General features: G+C 66.9%; 14 protein-coding genes. 8 read left to right on the top strand and 6 right to left on the bottom strand.

All coding sequences use genetic code 11. The features are described 5' to 3' along the window. Nucleotides 1–104: 104 nt before the first annotated feature. A complete protein-coding gene (gene metC, locus LXB15_RS09790) occupies nucleotides 105–1,286 on the bottom strand; it encodes a cystathionine beta-lyase (RefSeq protein ID WP_233952862.1) in 1,182 nt (393 codons plus the stop codon). 219 nt (nucleotides 1,287–1,505) lie between these two features. Here metC and LXB15_RS09785 point away from each other — a divergent pair, with 219 nt between their 5' ends. From LXB15_RS09785 to LXB15_RS09765, 5 genes are all read left to right on the top strand, one after another. After that, complete coding sequence (locus LXB15_RS09785) at nucleotides 1,506–2,525, top strand: amino acid ABC transporter substrate-binding protein (RefSeq protein ID WP_233952860.1); 1,020 nt, start codon at nucleotides 1,506–1,508, stop codon at nucleotides 2,523–2,525. 100 nt (nucleotides 2,526–2,625) lie between these two features. After that, entirely contained in the window at nucleotides 2,626–3,816 is a 1,191-nt protein-coding gene (locus LXB15_RS09780; protein WP_233952858.1) for an amino acid ABC transporter permease, read from the top strand. Between the two features lie 18 nt (nucleotides 3,817–3,834). Then, a complete protein-coding gene (locus LXB15_RS09775) occupies nucleotides 3,835–5,325 on the top strand; it encodes an amino acid ABC transporter permease (RefSeq protein WP_233952856.1) in 1,491 nt (496 codons plus the stop codon). Between the two features lie 59 nt (nucleotides 5,326–5,384). Beyond that, nucleotides 5,385–6,125, top strand: a complete 741-nt coding sequence (locus LXB15_RS09770; protein WP_233953118.1) for an amino acid ABC transporter ATP-binding protein — start codon at nucleotides 5,385–5,387, stop codon at nucleotides 6,123–6,125. Between the two features lie 112 nt (nucleotides 6,126–6,237). Beyond that, on the top strand, nucleotides 6,238–7,419 hold the full coding sequence (locus LXB15_RS09765) for an AI-2E family transporter (RefSeq protein WP_233952855.1): 1,182 nt from the start codon (nucleotides 6,238–6,240) through the stop codon (nucleotides 7,417–7,419). 322 nt (nucleotides 7,420–7,741) lie between these two features. Here the strand turns inward: LXB15_RS09765 and LXB15_RS09760 are convergent, their stop codons facing one another. The 3 genes from LXB15_RS09760 to LXB15_RS09750 all read right to left on the bottom strand — a co-directional run bounded on the left by LXB15_RS09760 (nucleotide 7,742) and on the right by LXB15_RS09750 (nucleotide 11,424). Further along, entirely contained in the window at nucleotides 7,742–9,853 is a 2,112-nt protein-coding gene (locus LXB15_RS09760; RefSeq protein ID WP_233952853.1) for an OmpA family protein, read from the bottom strand. 160 nt (nucleotides 9,854–10,013) lie between these two features. Further along, a complete protein-coding gene (locus LXB15_RS09755; RefSeq protein ID WP_233952851.1) occupies nucleotides 10,014–11,162 on the bottom strand; it encodes an FAD-dependent monooxygenase in 1,149 nt (382 codons plus the stop codon). A gap of 16 nt (nucleotides 11,163–11,178) precedes the next feature. Continuing rightward, nucleotides 11,179–11,424 (bottom strand): zinc-finger domain-containing protein, encoded by a 246-nt coding sequence (locus LXB15_RS09750; protein WP_233952849.1) that lies wholly within the window; start codon nucleotides 11,422–11,424, stop codon nucleotides 11,179–11,181. A 140-nt stretch (nucleotides 11,425–11,564) separates the two neighbouring features. Here LXB15_RS09750 and LXB15_RS09745 point away from each other — a divergent pair, with 140 nt between their 5' ends. From LXB15_RS09745 to LXB15_RS09735, 3 genes are all read left to right on the top strand, one after another. Then, nucleotides 11,565–12,320 carry an alpha/beta fold hydrolase gene (locus LXB15_RS09745; RefSeq protein WP_233952847.1) on the top strand — a complete coding sequence of 252 codons (756 nt, stop codon included), beginning with the start codon at nucleotides 11,565–11,567 and terminating at the stop codon, nucleotides 12,318–12,320. Between the two features lie 144 nt (nucleotides 12,321–12,464). Further along, nucleotides 12,465–13,289: a serine O-acetyltransferase gene (gene cysE, locus LXB15_RS09740; RefSeq protein ID WP_233952845.1), complete on the top strand. Its 825-nt coding sequence runs from the start codon at nucleotides 12,465–12,467 to the stop codon at nucleotides 13,287–13,289. 69 nt (nucleotides 13,290–13,358) lie between these two features. Further along, nucleotides 13,359–13,568 carry a DUF3126 family protein gene (locus tag LXB15_RS09735; protein ID WP_163044909.1) on the top strand — a complete coding sequence of 70 codons (210 nt, stop codon included), beginning with the start codon at nucleotides 13,359–13,361 and terminating at the stop codon, nucleotides 13,566–13,568. A 127-nt stretch (nucleotides 13,569–13,695) separates the two neighbouring features. Here the strand turns inward: LXB15_RS09735 and LXB15_RS09730 are convergent, their stop codons facing one another. After that, nucleotides 13,696–14,298 (bottom strand): transglutaminase-like cysteine peptidase, encoded by a 603-nt coding sequence (locus tag LXB15_RS09730; RefSeq protein WP_233952844.1) that lies wholly within the window; start codon nucleotides 14,296–14,298, stop codon nucleotides 13,696–13,698. A 432-nt stretch (nucleotides 14,299–14,730) separates the two neighbouring features. After that, a complete protein-coding gene (locus LXB15_RS09725) occupies nucleotides 14,731–15,342 on the bottom strand; it encodes a PilZ domain-containing protein (protein WP_370640199.1) in 612 nt (203 codons plus the stop codon). Nucleotides 15,343–15,548: the final 206 nt, after the last annotated feature.

Raw genomic sequence — 15,548 nt, 5'->3', positions numbered from 1 at the left:
CGCCGACCATAGCCAGCGGGTTGTCGCGATCCTTGGCGTCCGGCTGCCCGGGCGGATCTGCTGCCGGGAACCCGTTCCGGCAGCATGCCTGTCAGCCGCTGCTCCTACGCGGCGCGCGCCGCGGCGAAGCCGCGCTCGAGGTCGGCGCGGAGATCGTCGACATCCTCGAGGCCGATCTGCAGGCGGATCAGCGTGCCGCTCTCCGGGCCCTTGGCGATCGTCCGGTCGGAGAGGTCGGAGGGCACGGCGAGGCTTTCGTGTCCGCCCCAGGAAAAGCCCAGTCCGAACAGGGTCAGCGCGTTCAGGAACGCCTCGCCCGCCTTCGCTTCGCCCCTGAGGACGAAGCCGAACAGGCCGCTGGCGCCGTCGAACTGCCGGCGCCAGAGCGCGTGGCCGGGAAAGTCGGCGAGGGCGGGATGCAGCACCGCGGCGACCTCGTCGCGGCCGGCCAGCCATTCGGCGACCGCCAGCGCCGAATGGCCATGGCGCTCCAGCCGCACGCCCATCGTCTTCAGGCCGCGCAGCACGAGATAGGTGTCGTCCGGGGCGGCGTTGACGCCGAGCTGCAGCTGCGTCGCCCGCAGCCGCGGCCAGGCCTCGCGCGTCGCCGAGACGCTGCCCATCATCACGTCGGAATGGCCGCCCGGATATTTGGTCAGGGCGTGGATCGAGAGGTCGACGCCGTGCTCGATCGGCCGGAACAGGAGCGGTGTCGCCCAGGTGTTGTCCATCATGGTGACGGCGCCGCCCTGGCGCGCGGCTTCGGCGATCGCGGCGACGTCGACGATCTCGAATGTGTGCGAGCCGGGCGCTTCGATGAACACGACCTTCGTCTCAGGCCGCATCAGCGCGGCGATGCCGGCGCCGACATGCGGGTCGAAATATTCCACCGTGACGCCCATCCGCGTCAGCGTCCCGTCGCAGAAGCGCCGCGTCGGGAAATACACCGAGTCCACAACCAGGCAGTGATCGCCCGCCGAAAGGAAGGCGAGCAGCGGCACGGTGACGGCGGCGAGCCCCGAGGGCAGCAGGATCGTGCCCGCCGATCCCTCGAGCTCATCCAGCGCATCCTCCAGCACCTTGGTCGTGGGGGTGCCCGAAAGCCCGTAGCTGAACGGCTGCCTGGCCCGGTCGCGCAAGGTGGCGACGTCGGGAAACAGCACCGTCGAGCCGTGAAAGACCGGCGGATTGACGAAGCCGTATTGCGAGCGCGGGTCGTGTGGCCCGTGCGCCAGGCGCGTGTTCACCCCGACCGTCTGATCGGTTTTTGCTCTTTCGGTGCTCAATTCGTCGGCTTTCTGATGGGATTCTGGGATGCGCGGGGTTGGATCGGCCAAATGCGCAGGGAAAAAAGTGTCAGCTTCTTGACCTGCACATTTTTATGACATGTCATTGCCCGGCCGAACAGAACCCATGATGTGCCGGCTGCCCGACTGCCGCTCGCGGGCGGGTTCTGCTCGAGAAGAACAAGCTGCACCGAAAACCCAACTTGGGAAGGTATCCTGATGAAATTGAAGCTTTTGACCGCCGTGCTCGGACTCTCGGTCGCGGGGCTGGCCGTGAACGTCGCCTCCGCGCAGACCCTCCAGACGGTCAAGGATCGCGGCACGCTGCGTTGCGGCGTCAACACCGGCCTTCCCGGGTTCGCCTCGCAGAACGACCAGGGCGCCTGGCAGGGTCTCGACGTCGACTACTGCAAGGCTGTCGCGGCGGCCGTCTTCGGCGATGCCTCCAAGGTCCAGTATTCGCCGCTTTCGGCGGTTCAGCGCTTCCCGGCGCTCCAGAACAACGAAATCGACATGCTGGCTCGCAACACCACCTGGACGATGGACCGCGACACCACGCTCGGCCTGACCTTCGCCGGCGTGAACTACTACGACGGCCAGGGCTTCATGGTGAAGAAGGACCTGAACGTGAACTCGGCGCTGGAACTCTCTGGCGCAACGGTCTGCGTGCAGAGCGGCACGACGACGGAGCTCAACCTCGCGGATTACTTCAGCACCAACGGCATGGACTACAACCCGGTCGTTATCGAGGCCCAGAACGACGTGAACTCCGCCTATGACAGCGGTCGTTGCGACGTGCTCACCACCGACGCGTCGGGCCTTGCCGCCTCGCGCCTTGAGATGGGCAATCCTGACGAGCACGTGATCCTGCCGGAGATCATCTCCAAGGAGCCGCTCGGACCTGCTGTGCGTCAGGGCGACACCGAGTGGTTCAACGTCGTCAAGTGGACGCACAACGCGCTGCTCAATGCCGAGGAACTGGGCGTGACCCAGGCGAATGTCGAGGAAATGCTGGATTCGGAGAATCCGGAGATCCGGCGCCTGCTCGGCCAGGACAAGAACTTCGGCGAATCGATCGGCCTTCCGCAGGATTGGGTCGTCAACATCATCAAGGCCGTCGGCAACTACGGCGAAATCTTCGAACGCAACATCGGCGTCAACACGCCGCTGCAGATCCAGCGTGGCCAGAATGCGCTCTGGACGAAGGGTGGACTCCAGTACGGCTTGCCCATCCGCTGATGGCGGACCGCGGCGGGCGCTCCACAGCGCCCGCCGCGCGACGGCCCATCTCATCCGGCTGCAACCGCGCTGTCTTCGCCATCGGCGCCCGGGATAGTTCATGACCGCCGAGACACATCCTCTGCCCCGACGATCCAGCACCGACTCGGTGCTGACCAATCCCACCGTGCGCAGCATCGTCATCCAGCTCGTACTGATCGTCGCCATCGTGGCGTTCGCCTGGTGGATCATCGACAACACCGCCCGAAATCTCGCCGCGGCGAATATCGCCTCCGGCTTCGGCTTCCTCGGCTCGCGCGCCGGCTTCGACATCGCGCAGGTGCCGATCGAATATTCGAGCAACAGCACCTACGGCAGGGCCCTTCTCGTCGGCATCGCCAACACGCTGCTGATCGCGGCCAGCGGCATCATCGTCGCGACGATCATCGGCTTCATCGTCGGCATTGCCCGGCTGTCGCAGAACTTCCTCGTCCGCATGCTGGCGACGGTCTATGTCGAGACCTTCCGCAACATCCCGCCGCTGCTCGTCATCCTGTTCTGGTATTTCGGTGTCCTCTCGGTCCTGAGCGGTCCGCGCGGCGTCGACGTGAACCCGCTCGGCATCTACCTGACCAATCGCGGCCTGCAGGTGCCGACCATCCTGTTCGATCCGCTGGCCTGGGCGACCGTCGCCGCCTTCGTCGTCGGGATCGTCGGCGCGATTGTGCTGGCGCGCCGCAACAAGGTGCGGCAGCTCGCGACAGGCGTGCGACGTCCGCTGCTCTGGCCGAGCCTCGGCCTGATCATCGGGCTGCCGGTCGCCGTGTTCTTGCTGACCGGCATCCCGGCGGCTTTCGAATTTCCGGAGGCGACGCGGTTCAATCTCGTCGGCGGCTTCCAGATGCGCCCGGAGTTCATCGCGCTGCTGCTCGCGCTGGCGATCTACACCGCCGCCTTCATCGCCGAGATCGTGCGGGCCGGCATCCTCTCGGTGTCCGGTGGACAGACGGAAGCGGCGTCGGCGCTCGGCCTCAAGCGCGGCCATGTGCTGCGGCTGGTTGTCGTGCCCCAGGCGTTCCGGGTGATCATCCCGCCGCTGACCAGCCAGTACCTGAACCTGACCAAGAATTCCTCGCTCGGCCTTGCGATCGGCTACCCCGAACTCGTCGCGGTCGGCTCAACGGTCCTCAACCAGTCGGGCCAGTCGATCGAGGTCGTGGTGATCTGGATGGCGGTCTATCTCAGCATCAGCCTGACGGTGTCGCTTTTCATGAACTGGTTCAACTCGAAGATGGCGCTGGTCGAACGCTGATGAAGGGCGCTTAGCAACATGGAAGAAGATTTCGCCCGTTACGTCTCGACGGAACAGAAGCAGCAGTTGCCGCCCCCCGGCAGCGACGTCGGCATCGTCGGCACGATCCGCCGCAACCTCTTCGCGACACCGCTCGATTCGATCCTCAGCATCGTCGCGGGCCTGTTCGCCGCCTGGGCGCTCTGGAACATCTTCAACTGGGCCTGGGTCGACGCGGTGTTCTACGGCGACGACCGCGAGGCCTGCCTGCTCGAAGGCGGCGGACACGCCGGCGCGTGCTGGGCTTTCGTCAAGGCGAAGTTCGGCCAGTTCATGTACGGCATCTATCCGTTCGACGAGCGCTGGCGGGTCGATGTCGTGTTCGTCCTGCTGGCCGTGCTTGTCGCAGCGCTGGCGATCCCGAGCGTGCCCTACAAGCGCATCAACGCGATCCTCCTGTTCGCCGTCTTCCCCGTGGTTGCGCTGGTTCTGCTCATCGGCGGCAATTTCACCTTCTCCGGCGGCGAGGTCACGCTGTTCCTGCTCGTCGCCGCGGCGGTGACGATCAGCGGTGTCGCGTCGCGGCCGGAGGTCGGCTTCACGCCCGTGCTGAAGGCGGCGGCCGTGTTGGCGCTCGTCGGCCTCATCGTCCTGTTCCTGTCAAACGCCGTCGGCAGCGGCCGGGTGGACCTCCTCGGCCTGCGTTTTTCGGTTCTCACGCTGATCGCGTTCCTGGCGACCGCTGCGGCGATCGCCGCAGCGGTGGTGACCGCCATCCGCTCCCGCAATGGCAGCCTGTTGGGTGCCTTGGTGCCGACGCTCGTGGTCATCGGCTTCGTCTTTGTCATGACCGCCGATTTCGGGCTCTCCTACGTGCGGACGAGCCTGTGGGGCGGGCTGATGCTAACGCTGGTCGTCGCGCTCAGCGGCATCGCGGCGTCGCTGCCGCTCGGCATCGCGCTGGCGCTTGGCCGGCGCTCGCAAATGCCGGCGGTCAAGCTGTTCTCGATCATCTTCATTGAGTTCTGGCGAGGCGTCCCGCTGATCACCGTCCTGTTCATGGCGAACTTCATGCTGCCGCTGTTCCTGCCGGAGGGGGTCAACTTCAACCAGTTGCTGCGCGCGCTGGTCGGCGTGGCGCTGTTCTCGGCCGCCTACATGGCAGAGGTGATCCGCGGCGGCCTTCAGGCGATCCCCAAGGGCCAGTACGAGGGCGCCGACGCGATGGCGCTCACCTACTGGCAGAAGATGCGCATGATCATCCTGCCGCAGGCGCTAAAGCTGGTGATCCCCGGGATCGTCAACACCTTCATCGGCCTCTTCAAGGATACCAGCCTCGTCTACATCATCGGTCTCGCCGATCTGCTCGGCACGGTGCGGCGCGGCTTCAACGATCCCAGCTGGATCACCCCCTCGACGCCAGCGACCGGCCTCGTCTTCGCCGCGTTCGTCTACTGGCTGTTCTGTTTCGCCATGTCCCGCTACTCGATCTACACCGAGCGTCGGCTGGACACCGGGCACACGCGCTGAAGGACCTGATCATGACCGTCGACACCGAAATCGAGCCGCGCGCACGCCTGTCGGGTAACATGTCCGAGGAGGTCGCCGTCGAGCTGCTCGGGGTGAACAAGTGGTTCGGGGAGTTCCATGTCCTGCGGGACATCAACCTCACCGTCCATCGCGGCGAGCGGATCGTCATCTGCGGCCCTTCCGGCTCCGGCAAGTCGACGATGATCCGCTGCATCAACCGCCTGGAGGAGCACCAGAAGGGACGCATCGTCGTCGACGGCATCGAGCTCACCAACGATCTGAAGAAGATCGACGAGGTGCGGCGCGAGGTCGGGATGGTGTTCCAGCACTTCAACCTGTTCCCGCATCTGACGATTCTGGAGAACTGCACGCTGGCACCGATCTGGGTGCGCAAGATGCCGAAGGCCAAGGCCGAGGAAGTGGCGATGCACTATCTCGAGCGCGTCAAGATCCCCGAGCAGGCGCACAAATACCCGGGCCAGCTCTCCGGTGGCCAGCAGCAGCGCGTCGCCATCGCCCGGTCGCTCTGCATGAGCCCGAAGATCATGCTGTTCGACGAGCCGACCTCGGCGCTCGATCCGGAAATGATCAAGGAAGTGCTCGATGTGATGGTCGGTCTCGCGGAGGAGGGCATGACCATGCTCTGCGTCACCCACGAGATGGGCTTCGCCCGCCAGGTGGCCAATCGCGTCATCTTCATGGATGCGGGACAGATCGTCGAGGAAAACGAGCCGGAAGCCTTCTTCACCGATCCGCAGCACGAGCGGACAAAGCTCTTCCTGTCGCAGATCCTGCACTGATCGCGGCGGCGGGGTGACCCTTCGGCAACCCCGCCGGTAATCGCGGCCTACGCAGCCTCAAGAGCCGGAACTTCCCGATCACGTCACCGTTGTGCGGGTTCCTCACAAAGGGTTGACCGCATTGTCCGAACGTACCAGCGAGAGTCGGGTTGAGCAGAGCACGACGACGAACTCTCCGACGATAGGACTGGTCACCCCGCCGAACTCCCAAAGCGGCCCCCGCTGGGCGATCATCGGGATATTCTTCATCCTGCTGTTCGGCGCCCTCTATCTGACGGCGAGCTTCGTCCTGCCGGTGATCATCGCGCTGCTGTTCGCGCTGGTCATGAGCCCGGTGGTGCGGTTCTTGCGCCGGCGGCTCAAGATCTGGGAGCCGATCTCGGCCTTCCTGCTGGTCATCGGCGCCTTGGCCACGCTGATCTCCGGCTTCTATATGCTGAGCGATCCGATCACGCAGATTGTCAGCAACGCACCGCGCTATATTGCGGCCGTCGATGCCGAAATGCGATCGGTGCAGGAACGGCTCGACCGCCTCCGCTCGGCGCAGCAGCGCGCCGAGGACTCTGCCCAGGCGCAGGATCCGGTCGCCGCGGACGAGCCGGAAGAGGTCGTCGTCAAGAACCCCGATCTGATCGACAGCGCGACCACGGCGCTGCCGGAAATCGCGGCATCGATCGCATTTTCCCTGATCTTCCTGTTCTTCCTGCTGGCATCGGGCGACCTGTTCTACCAGAAGCTGATCAAGTCGATGCCGACGCTGTCGGACAAGAAGCGCGCGCTGCACATCGCCCACGACATCGAGCGGGAACTCTCCCGCTACCTGTTCACGATCACGAGCATCAATGTCGGTCTCGGCATCGCTGTGGGGACCTGCCTCTGGTGGGTCGGCATGCCGACGCCGGTCATCTTCGGCGCTCTCGCGACACTCCTGAACTTCATCCCCTATATCGGATCGCTGTTGGGCATCGCGCTGGTCGGCGTCATCGCGCTGGCCGAATTCGGCAGCCTTGGCGCAGCTTTGGCGCCCGTCCTGCTGTATCTCGCCTGCACGACGGTCGAAGGCCAGTTCATCACGCCGATGATCGTCGGGCGGCGCTTGGAGATGAATGCCGCGGCGGTGTTCCTGTCGGTCGCGTTCTGGGGCTGGATCTGGGGCGTGGTGGGCATGTTCCTCGCGGTGCCGGTGATGGTCGCGGTGAAGGTCTTCGCCAGCTACATCGAGCCGCTCGCGCCGCTGGGCGATTTCCTCGCGGCCGAGGACAAGCCGACGCCGCCTGACGACGAGGACGCCTGAGCGTCGGCGCCGACGGCTGGCTCACCCAAGGAGCGTAGCTGGAAGAGGACCGTGTTGGCGGCCGTCTTGGCCGGCCTTCGATACAGCCTCGCGCCTCAGCTGGCCTCGCAGTGCGCGCAGCGACCGTTGGACTGTCCCAGGGAACCCGGTACGGCTCCAGACGACCTAGCGATCAGAGTCTCCCTAGCCGGCCTCGTGCCGGCTGCTCGTTCCTGCGCGCGTCCGCTGGAAGCTAATCGACGACGTGCTTTCCCGGGCCGGCACAAACGAAAACGGCGGCCCTGGGGCCGCCGTTCGTCGTCGTTCTCCGTGAGTGCCCCGCCTAGCGCGCGGCGCTCTCAACCGGCTTGACCAGCGAGGTGATGCGCCGGACCGTCACCCGACGGTTGTCGGCATTCTCCTCCTGCGTATCGACCTTCAGATATTCCTCGCCGTAGCCCTGGGTGACCAGGTTCTCCGCCGGCACGTCGAAATACTCGGTGAGGGCGGCAGCCACGCTCTCGGCCCGGCGGTCGGACAGTGCGAGATTGGCCAGTTCGCTACCCACCGCGTCGGTGTGGCCCTCGATCAGGAAGGTCTCCGCCGGGTTCTTCTCGATGACGCGCGCGATCGCGTCGGCGAGCGCCTGCAGGTTGGGAACCTGCTCCTGCGAGATGGCGTCCGAGCCGAAGGCGAAGTTGATCGTGCTCAGGTCGATCCGGCGCACCTTGTCCCGGATGCGCTTGGATCGACGCACCTCGTTGACGGAATAGATCCGCTCGACCGTCTCGACCGGCGGCGCCACGATGGTCCGGTAGTAGAGGTCCTCGTCCGGCTCGCGCGGATCGACGATGTACTCGTCCATCGGGATCAGCAGGTCGATGGGACCGAGGTCTTCTGCCGGATCCTCGTAGTAGCCACCGTCGTCATAGTCGCGCTCGTATGGATCGTAGAACAGCACCACCTCGCGGCCGTCGGGCATGACCCGCGAGCGCTGGATCACGTCGCCATAGCGATTGGTGATGGTGATGACCTGCACGCCGTTGTCCCGCACCACGATCTGGCGGGTCCGCTCGCCGGGCAGACGCTCGTAGTAGCGCTCCTCGGCATTCGCCGCGATGCGGTCGTCGTCGTTGCCGCGGATGAAATAGGCCGCGGCCCCGCCGACGACGGCGCCGGCGACGCCGGCTCCGACGATCGACAGGATGTCGCGATCGCCAACCCGCTCGACTACTTCCGCCCCGGGAGGCAGCGGTGCCTGCTGGACGACCGTGTTGGTGGTCGTCGTGTTGTTCACGGTGGTGTTGTTGGTGACGGTGCTGTTGTTGATCGTCGTCGATCCGGCCGGCGCCTCGATGCGCTCGCCGGGCTCGGCGAGGGCCGAGCGGACCTCGACCGGCTCGGCCAGCTGCTGGACCCGCGCATCGCTCTGGCTGACGCCGCCTTCAGGAACGGGCTCGTTCTGGATCTCAGCGGAAACAGGCTCGGCCTCTTCCACGGGAGGCGGTGGCGCGACAGGGGCAGCGGCGGCCTCGGGAGAAGGCGCAGCCACTTCGCCGGCTGGCGCGGGCGCCTCGGCTGGTGCGGGTGCCGCCGCATCCGCCGTCGGGGCTGCGGCATCTGACGGAGCGTCAGCGGCGGGAGCGGAGTCGGCCGGCACGGCGTCTGCGGGAGCCGTCTCTGCCGGCGCCTCGCCTTCCGGTGCGGGCGCAAGCTCGCCAGCCGGCGATTCGACCGGCGCTTCCAGCGTCTCCGGCACAGCGTCAGCCGGTGCAGCCTCTTCAGCCGAAGGAGCGGGCTCGACCGGCGCTGCAGGTGCGGCTTCCTCCGCAGTCGGGGCTACCTCCGCAGCCGGCGCTTCTTCCGCTGCCGGCGTCTCGGCGGCGGGAGCGGCTTCCGGCTCGGGTGCGGGTTCCGGTTCCGGAGCCGCTTCCGGCGTCTCTACCGGCGCTTCTGCGGCGGGTTCCTCGACCGGCGGGGCCTCCGGAGCAGGCTCCTCGACCGGCGCTTCCGGAGCAGGCTCCTCTGCGGGCGGCGCCTCTACGGCCGGCTCTTCGACCGGCGGCTCCTCGACGACAGGCGCCTCTGCCGGGACTTCCGGCTCGGGCGCCGGTTCAGGAGCTGGCGCGGGCTCTTCCACCGGCGGCGCTTCCGGCGCAGGCGCAGGTTCCTCTACTGCGGGTGCGTCGGGCTCAGGGGCCGGTGCCGGCTCCTCGACGATCGGTTCTTCCGGCGCCGCGACGTCGGGGACGATGACGGGTGCTGGCTCTTCGGCCTGCGCCAGCCGATAAGGGGCGGCGTCCTGCGCATAGGCCGCGAACGGCCCGCTGAGGGCCGTGGAGGCGGCCAGTGCCGCTACGCCCACCAGCCGGCCTGTTCGTTTCAAATTCGGCATGTTCTTCACCTCGTTGATCTGTCCCTTGCGGTCCGTCAGCGGCCGCCCGGCGGTTGCCATGCGGGTGTGCCGGACCTGATGACCGGCATGTATCCGTCTGTCGGATGAACCGCGCCTGAACCGGGCCGACGCCCGGCCTGTCGGACGCGGCACTCGGAGCTCCGCTTTCGGTGAACGCCGGGGCGGCATCGCCGTTCCGCCCTCGGGTCTTCAACGGTGGCTACTCGGGCGGACGCCAGTCGTAGAGCCAGGCGAGGTCGCGGCGCAGGCTCTCCGGGTCCCGCAGCGCCAGCAGGGCGTTGCGACCGAGGCTGAGCGGCCGCGGCAGGTGGTAGACGAAGCGGTGGAAGGCGACGCGGCGCCGGAGCCGATCGATCCGCTCTCGACGCTCCGATTCGTAGCGCGCCAGCGAGACATGGCGATCCGGCGCCGCCGCGAGGGCCGCGGCAAGGACCGCCGCATCCTCGATGGCCATGCCAGCACCCTGCGCCGCGTAAGGCGGCATGGCGTGGGCTGCATCCCCGATGAGTGCCACACGATCGTCGAGATGGCGCCACGGGCGGTCGGACGCGACGGCCTGCAGGGGCCAGGCGGTGAAGCCGCCGGCCTCTGCGATCATCGCCCGGAGCCGCGGATCCCAGTCGGCGAAACGCTGTGCAAGGCCCGCCGCATCCTCGCCGTCGGCGACCGGCTCGATGAGCACAAGATTGGTCCGGCGGCCGCGCGAGATCGGATAGGCGACGGCGTGGCGGCGTGGCCCGAGCCAGGCTTCGACGCCTCCGCGGTCTGCCGCGCCATCGTTCGTATCGATGGTCGCCCGCCAGGCCACGTTCACCGCCGGATCGGGCCCCTTCAGGCGGAGCGCGTGGGCGATTGTCGAGCGGACGCCGTCCGCCCCGACCACGAGGGCGGCGCGGATGTCGCGGTCGCCGCCGGCCTCGTTCACCTGGAGCCGGACGTGGTCGGGCTCCAGCGACAGGGCCGAGACCGCCGCGCCGAGGCGGAGCGTCACGAGGTCCGTCCGCATTGCCGCTGCGAGGAGCGCGGCCTGCAGATCGGCGCGGTGCAGGGCGAGATAGGGAGTGCCGTCGTCCCCGGTGACCGGCACGCGGGCGATGCGCCGGCCGCCGCGCGCGTCGCGCAGAGTCACCGACGCGGCGGCGGTGCCGACCTCGTCCAGCGCATCGCGCAGCCCGAGCCGCCACAGCACCCGCAGCGCGTTGGCGGAAAGCTGCAGGCCTGCGCCGACTTCTTCCAGCCGGGATGCGCGTTCGAGAATGGTGGAGGCAATGCCCCGTCGGCCAAGCTCCAGCGCCAGCGTCAGCCCGGCGATACCCGCCCCGACGATGACGATGCCGTCGCCGGCCATGGTGGCGGGCAGGGGCCTACGCAGCTGCTTCGACGAGGCGGCAGCCGGCCGGCCGGGTCTCGTCGGGCTTGAGGGCCGAATCGTAGCGGTAGAGCGTCGAACAGTAGCCGCAGACGATCTCCCGCTCGTCGCCCATGTCGAGATAGACGTGCGGATGGTCGTAGGGCGGCGTCGCGCCGCAGCACATGAACTCCGTCACGCCGATCTCGATCATGTCGGCGCCGACATCGTTCTGGAAATGCGGGATCCGGTGTCCGGCCATCGCTTTAGACCCTGGCTCTCATTGCAACGCGGCGGACCATACTGGCGGCGACGGTGATTGAACAGGGGTGGCGCCGGCGCGTCACCGCCCTTATTCCGGTGCCCGACGATCACCGCCGCCGGACAGAACGGATGCAGAGCATGAACCATTTCACCAGCGACGGCCTGGAACTCGCCTTCATCGACGAGGGCAATCCCGACGGCAGGAGCGTCCTGCTGATGCACGGCTTCGCCTCGTCGATGCGCGTCAACTGGATCGACACCGGCTGGGTCAGCACGCTGGGCGATGCCGGTTTCCGCGTCGTCGCCTTCGACCACCGGGCCCATGGCAACAGCGCCAAGCCGACCGATCCGGATGCCTATCGGCCGGCAAGGATGGCGGGCGACGCCGTGGCGCTGCTCGATCATCTGGGCATCGCCCGCTCGGCGGTGTTCGGCTACTCGATGGGGGCACGGGTCGCGGCCTTCGCCGCGCTGGCGGCGCCCGAGCGCTTCTCGCGCATCGTCTTCGGCGGGCTCGGCATGGGGCTCGTCACTGGCGTCGGCAACTGGGACACGATCGCCGACGCGCTGCTGGCGCCCTCGCTCGATGACGTGACGGACGAACGGGGCCGGATGTTCCGTGCCTTCGCCGACCGGACGAAGAGTGATCGCGTGGCGCTCGCCGCCTGCATCTCGACCGCCCGCGAGGAACTGACGCCGGCGGACGTCGGCCGGATCCGCCAGCCGACGCTGATCGGCGTCGGAACGCGCGACGATCTTGCCGGCTCCGCCGCGGAACTCGCGGCACTGATGCCGGATGCGCGGGCCTTCGACATTGCCGGCCGGGACCACATGCTGGCGGTGGGCGACAGGACGTTCAAGCAGGCCGTCGTCAGCTTCCTCTCGGAAGGCTGACAAGCCGGCCGTTGCCGCCAAGGCCGAACGTCGCCGCGTGCGGTCACCGTCGCGTGCATCGGCGGCATCTTTTACTGACGGCCCGACAGTCCTATTCTACATAGGCATCCTCGATGCGTGACGATGCCCGTCCGGGAGAGCACGATGAACATCCGCGTTTCGCAGACCCAGGAAAAACTGCATCCGGTCGATCCGATCTGGGCGCAGGTCCGTCGCGAGGCCGAAGGCGTGGCCTCCCGGGAGCCGGTGCTGGCCGGCTTCATCCATGCGACGATCCTCAACCAGCCGAGCCTGGAAATGGCGCTGATTCACCGCGTGTCGCAGCGTCTGGATCATCCCGACGTGCCGGCCGTGCTGATCGCCCAGGCCTACAGCGACCTGCTCGGCTCGGAAGGCAGCTTCAGCGAGACGCTGCGCAGCGACATCCAGGCCGTCTTCGACCGCGATCCCGCCTGCGAGCGCTACATAGAACCGCTGCTCTACTTCAAGGGCTTCCACGCGATCCAGACGCACCGGCTGGCGCACTGGCTGTGGAGCGAGGGGCGCCGGGACTTCGCCCTCTATCTCCAGGCCCGCTCCTCGGCGGTGTTCCAGACCGACATCCACCCGGCCTCCCGCATGGGCCGCGGGATCTTCCTCGACCACGCGACGGGCCTCGTCGTGGGCTTCACCGCGGCGATCGGGGACGACGTGTCGATCCTGCAGAACGTGACGCTCGGCGGGACCGGCAAGGAGTTCGGCGATCGGCACCCGAAGATCGGTCGCGGCGTCCTGATTGGTGCCGGGGCGAAGATTCTCGGCAACATCGAAATCGGCGAGTGCTCCAAGATCGCCGCGGGTTCGGTCGTCCTGAAGCCGGTACCGCCGCACACCACGGTGGCGGGGGTGCCGGCCAAGATCATCGGCACGCCTGGCGACTGTCACGAGCCCGCCCGGGCCATGGACCAGAGCCTCGAACGCAGCGATTGATGCGACGGAGCATTGATTTCGTCCGCTTCGGCCTAGCTTAAGGCTCCCGAACAAGTTGAGGAGAGCCCCGTGAAGCCTGACGAAATCCGCAAGGTCGAGGCCTATCTCAGGAAGAGCTTCAAGGCCGCGGACCTCGAGATCCGTCCGCTGGCCCGCAAATCCGACTCGGCCGAGGTCTACCTGAACAAGGAGTTCGTCGGACTTCTGGCCAAGGATACGGACGAGGACGAACTGTCGTACCACTTCACCATGACGATCCTCGACATCGACCTGGAATAGCCGTCGCCGCAGCCGCGGCGATCGATGAACCCGATGTGAAACGAGCCGTGCGCCCTTCGGTGCACGGCTCGTTCCTGTTTTGGGGCTGCGGCTCCGGGGAGGGGTCGCCGGCCCCTGCGGAGGTGTTCTAGCGAACGCTACCGACCAGCATGTTGCGGTCGTCGGCGATGCCGACCCACTTGCCGGCGTCACGCTCGGACTGCCGCTTGAGGAACTGGTAGTCGGTGTCGCTCCAGGCGAGGACGCGATCGTCGAGATTGTCGAGGATGTAGTCGCCCCGGTCGGTCCGGACCGTCAGCACCGCATGGCCTTCGCCGTTCGGCTGGCGGACGACGGTGATCAGCAGCGCCGAAGCCGGAATGCCTTCGCGGGCCAGCATGTACTGCTTCAGCAGCACGAAATCCTCGCAGTCGCCCTGGACGGTCGGGTAGGACCACAGTTCCGGGACGCCGTGCATGTCCTGGTCGGTGCGGGCGAAGATGGCGTTGTTCACCGCGCTGTTGACCTCCACCAGGGTCGACCAGCTGTCACGGGTCATCCGGACCAGCCCGACGCTGTCGTTGCGCCGGCACGTGTCGGGATAGGCCTTGCAGAACTCGTAGTGGCCGACCGGCTGGGACGTCATGCCGGTGGTGAGCATGGCCGCGTTGTCCGCCGCAGCCGGCGTCGCCACGAAAGCGGCCGCCAGGAGCGATGCTGCTGCGATGGCCTTGCCGATGAAGTTCTGCATGTTCTTTCTCCCCGTCTGTAGTGGGAGAATGACATGATCGTTTTACTTTGAAGCGAAATGTCGTGTTGGCATTCGTATCAATGTTTTATAGAAAAGTTCATAAGTTTACTTGCAAGAGCTGAATCCGCGGCGGCAATTTGCAGCGTTCACGTTGGGTTTTCATTCACCACGGTGTCGACGCGGCTTCGCGTTGCGAAGCGGACCCGGTCCGCCCGTTCGCATCAGCGCGGCGGGAAGATGTGTAAAGGACGGGCGACGGAGGCTCCGCTCGTCGGCGCCGTGTCGCGGAAGGTTGCCGGCCGCGCGGCAGCCGCCAGCCGCACGCGGAGCGGCGCCCCAAGTCCGTCGCCGGGGGCGGGCACGTCGTCTAAGGGATGAGGAAGCGTCGGGGCAGGCTAAGCGAAGAGATGGAACCCGGCGGTGCCGCGGGTTTCAGCCGATGCTGCGCGCGAAGGTCTCGCTGGCGCTGAGCGCACCGAACTCGATGGCGAAGCCACCTTCCAGATGCCGGACGACCCGGCCCTGCGTCGTGCCCATGGTCACGCGCGCGCCGATCGCCGGCCGGACCTTGCTCGACACCGCCGCGCCGGACAGGGACAGGTCTATGATGCGGACCTGGTAACGGCGCCCGTCGTCCAGCACCACGTCGACGAACGGGTTCTCCGGCGCGACACGCTCGTGGCGGCGGTCCTCCGGCAGGTCGAGCTCGTGGCGGTTCACCAGCCAGGTGAGCTGCGCCGCCAACTTCTCGCGCTTGCGTTCGGTCCCCTTCAGGCGCAGCGCGAATCCCCCGGGCGAGGCCCGGATGACTTCGCCCTCGAGCCGGCCGATATGGTCGAGATAGAGGATGATGTTCTCGCCGACGCGAAGCTCCACCGGTGTCGCGATCGCCACGTCGCCCGGCGACATGTTCTCGGCGCGGCAGGGATACTCCGAATGGTCCTCGCGCATGAATCGGCCGAGGATGTCGACGGGAAACCGGCTGAATCGCCGACGCTCCGCAAATTCCTCGTTCGGCGCTTGTTTCGGAGCCTGCGTCATCAACCGTTCGCTCTAAAGGCGGCGTTGAATGCGCGCCGTGGTGGTCACTCTATAGCGCCGAAAACTTAACGCAGGATGGAATTGCCGCGCCGCAGCGCGCCGCGCCGTGGGCGCCGCGCCGATGTTAACCCTGCCCAAGGGTTCGCGTTGCGCGGCGCCGTTCTGAGGTCTAACGCATTGACAGGACAGATATGGCTCCTGTCGTCAGC

Source organism: Aurantimonas sp. HBX-1, from assembly GCF_021391535.1.
In the GTDB taxonomy this organism is placed as follows: Bacteria; Pseudomonadota; Alphaproteobacteria; order Rhizobiales; family Rhizobiaceae; genus Aurantimonas.
Note: the sequence above shows the minus strand (reverse complement) of the source record. Positions and strands in the feature narration are given on the sequence as shown.

Bases quoted from the DNA above. Each gene is read 5' to 3' on its own strand.
- LXB15_RS09785 (WP_233952860.1), top strand. From the start codon at position 1,506: ATGAAATTGAAGCTTTTGACCGCCGTGCTCGGACTCTCGGTCGCGGGG.
- LXB15_RS09780 (WP_233952858.1), top strand. From the start codon at position 2,626: ATGACCGCCGAGACACATCCTCTGCCCCGACGATCCAGCACCGACTCG.
- LXB15_RS09775 (WP_233952856.1), top strand. From the start codon at position 3,835: ATGGAAGAAGATTTCGCCCGTTACGTCTCGACGGAACAGAAGCAGCAG.
- LXB15_RS09770 (WP_233953118.1), top strand. From the start codon at position 5,385: ATGTCCGAGGAGGTCGCCGTCGAGCTGCTCGGGGTGAACAAGTGGTTC.
- LXB15_RS09760 (WP_233952853.1), bottom strand. From the start codon at position 9,853: ATGGCAACCGCCGGGCGGCCGCTGACGGACCGCAAGGGACAGATCAAC.
- LXB15_RS09755 (WP_233952851.1), bottom strand. From the start codon at position 11,162: ATGGCCGGCGACGGCATCGTCATCGTCGGGGCGGGTATCGCCGGGCTG.
- LXB15_RS09750 (WP_233952849.1), bottom strand. From the start codon at position 11,424: ATGGCCGGACACCGGATCCCGCATTTCCAGAACGATGTCGGCGCCGAC.
- LXB15_RS09745 (WP_233952847.1), top strand. From the start codon at position 11,565: ATGAACCATTTCACCAGCGACGGCCTGGAACTCGCCTTCATCGACGAG.
- cysE (WP_233952845.1), top strand. From the start codon at position 12,465: ATGAACATCCGCGTTTCGCAGACCCAGGAAAAACTGCATCCGGTCGAT.
- LXB15_RS09730 (WP_233952844.1), bottom strand. From the start codon at position 14,298: ATGCAGAACTTCATCGGCAAGGCCATCGCAGCAGCATCGCTCCTGGCG.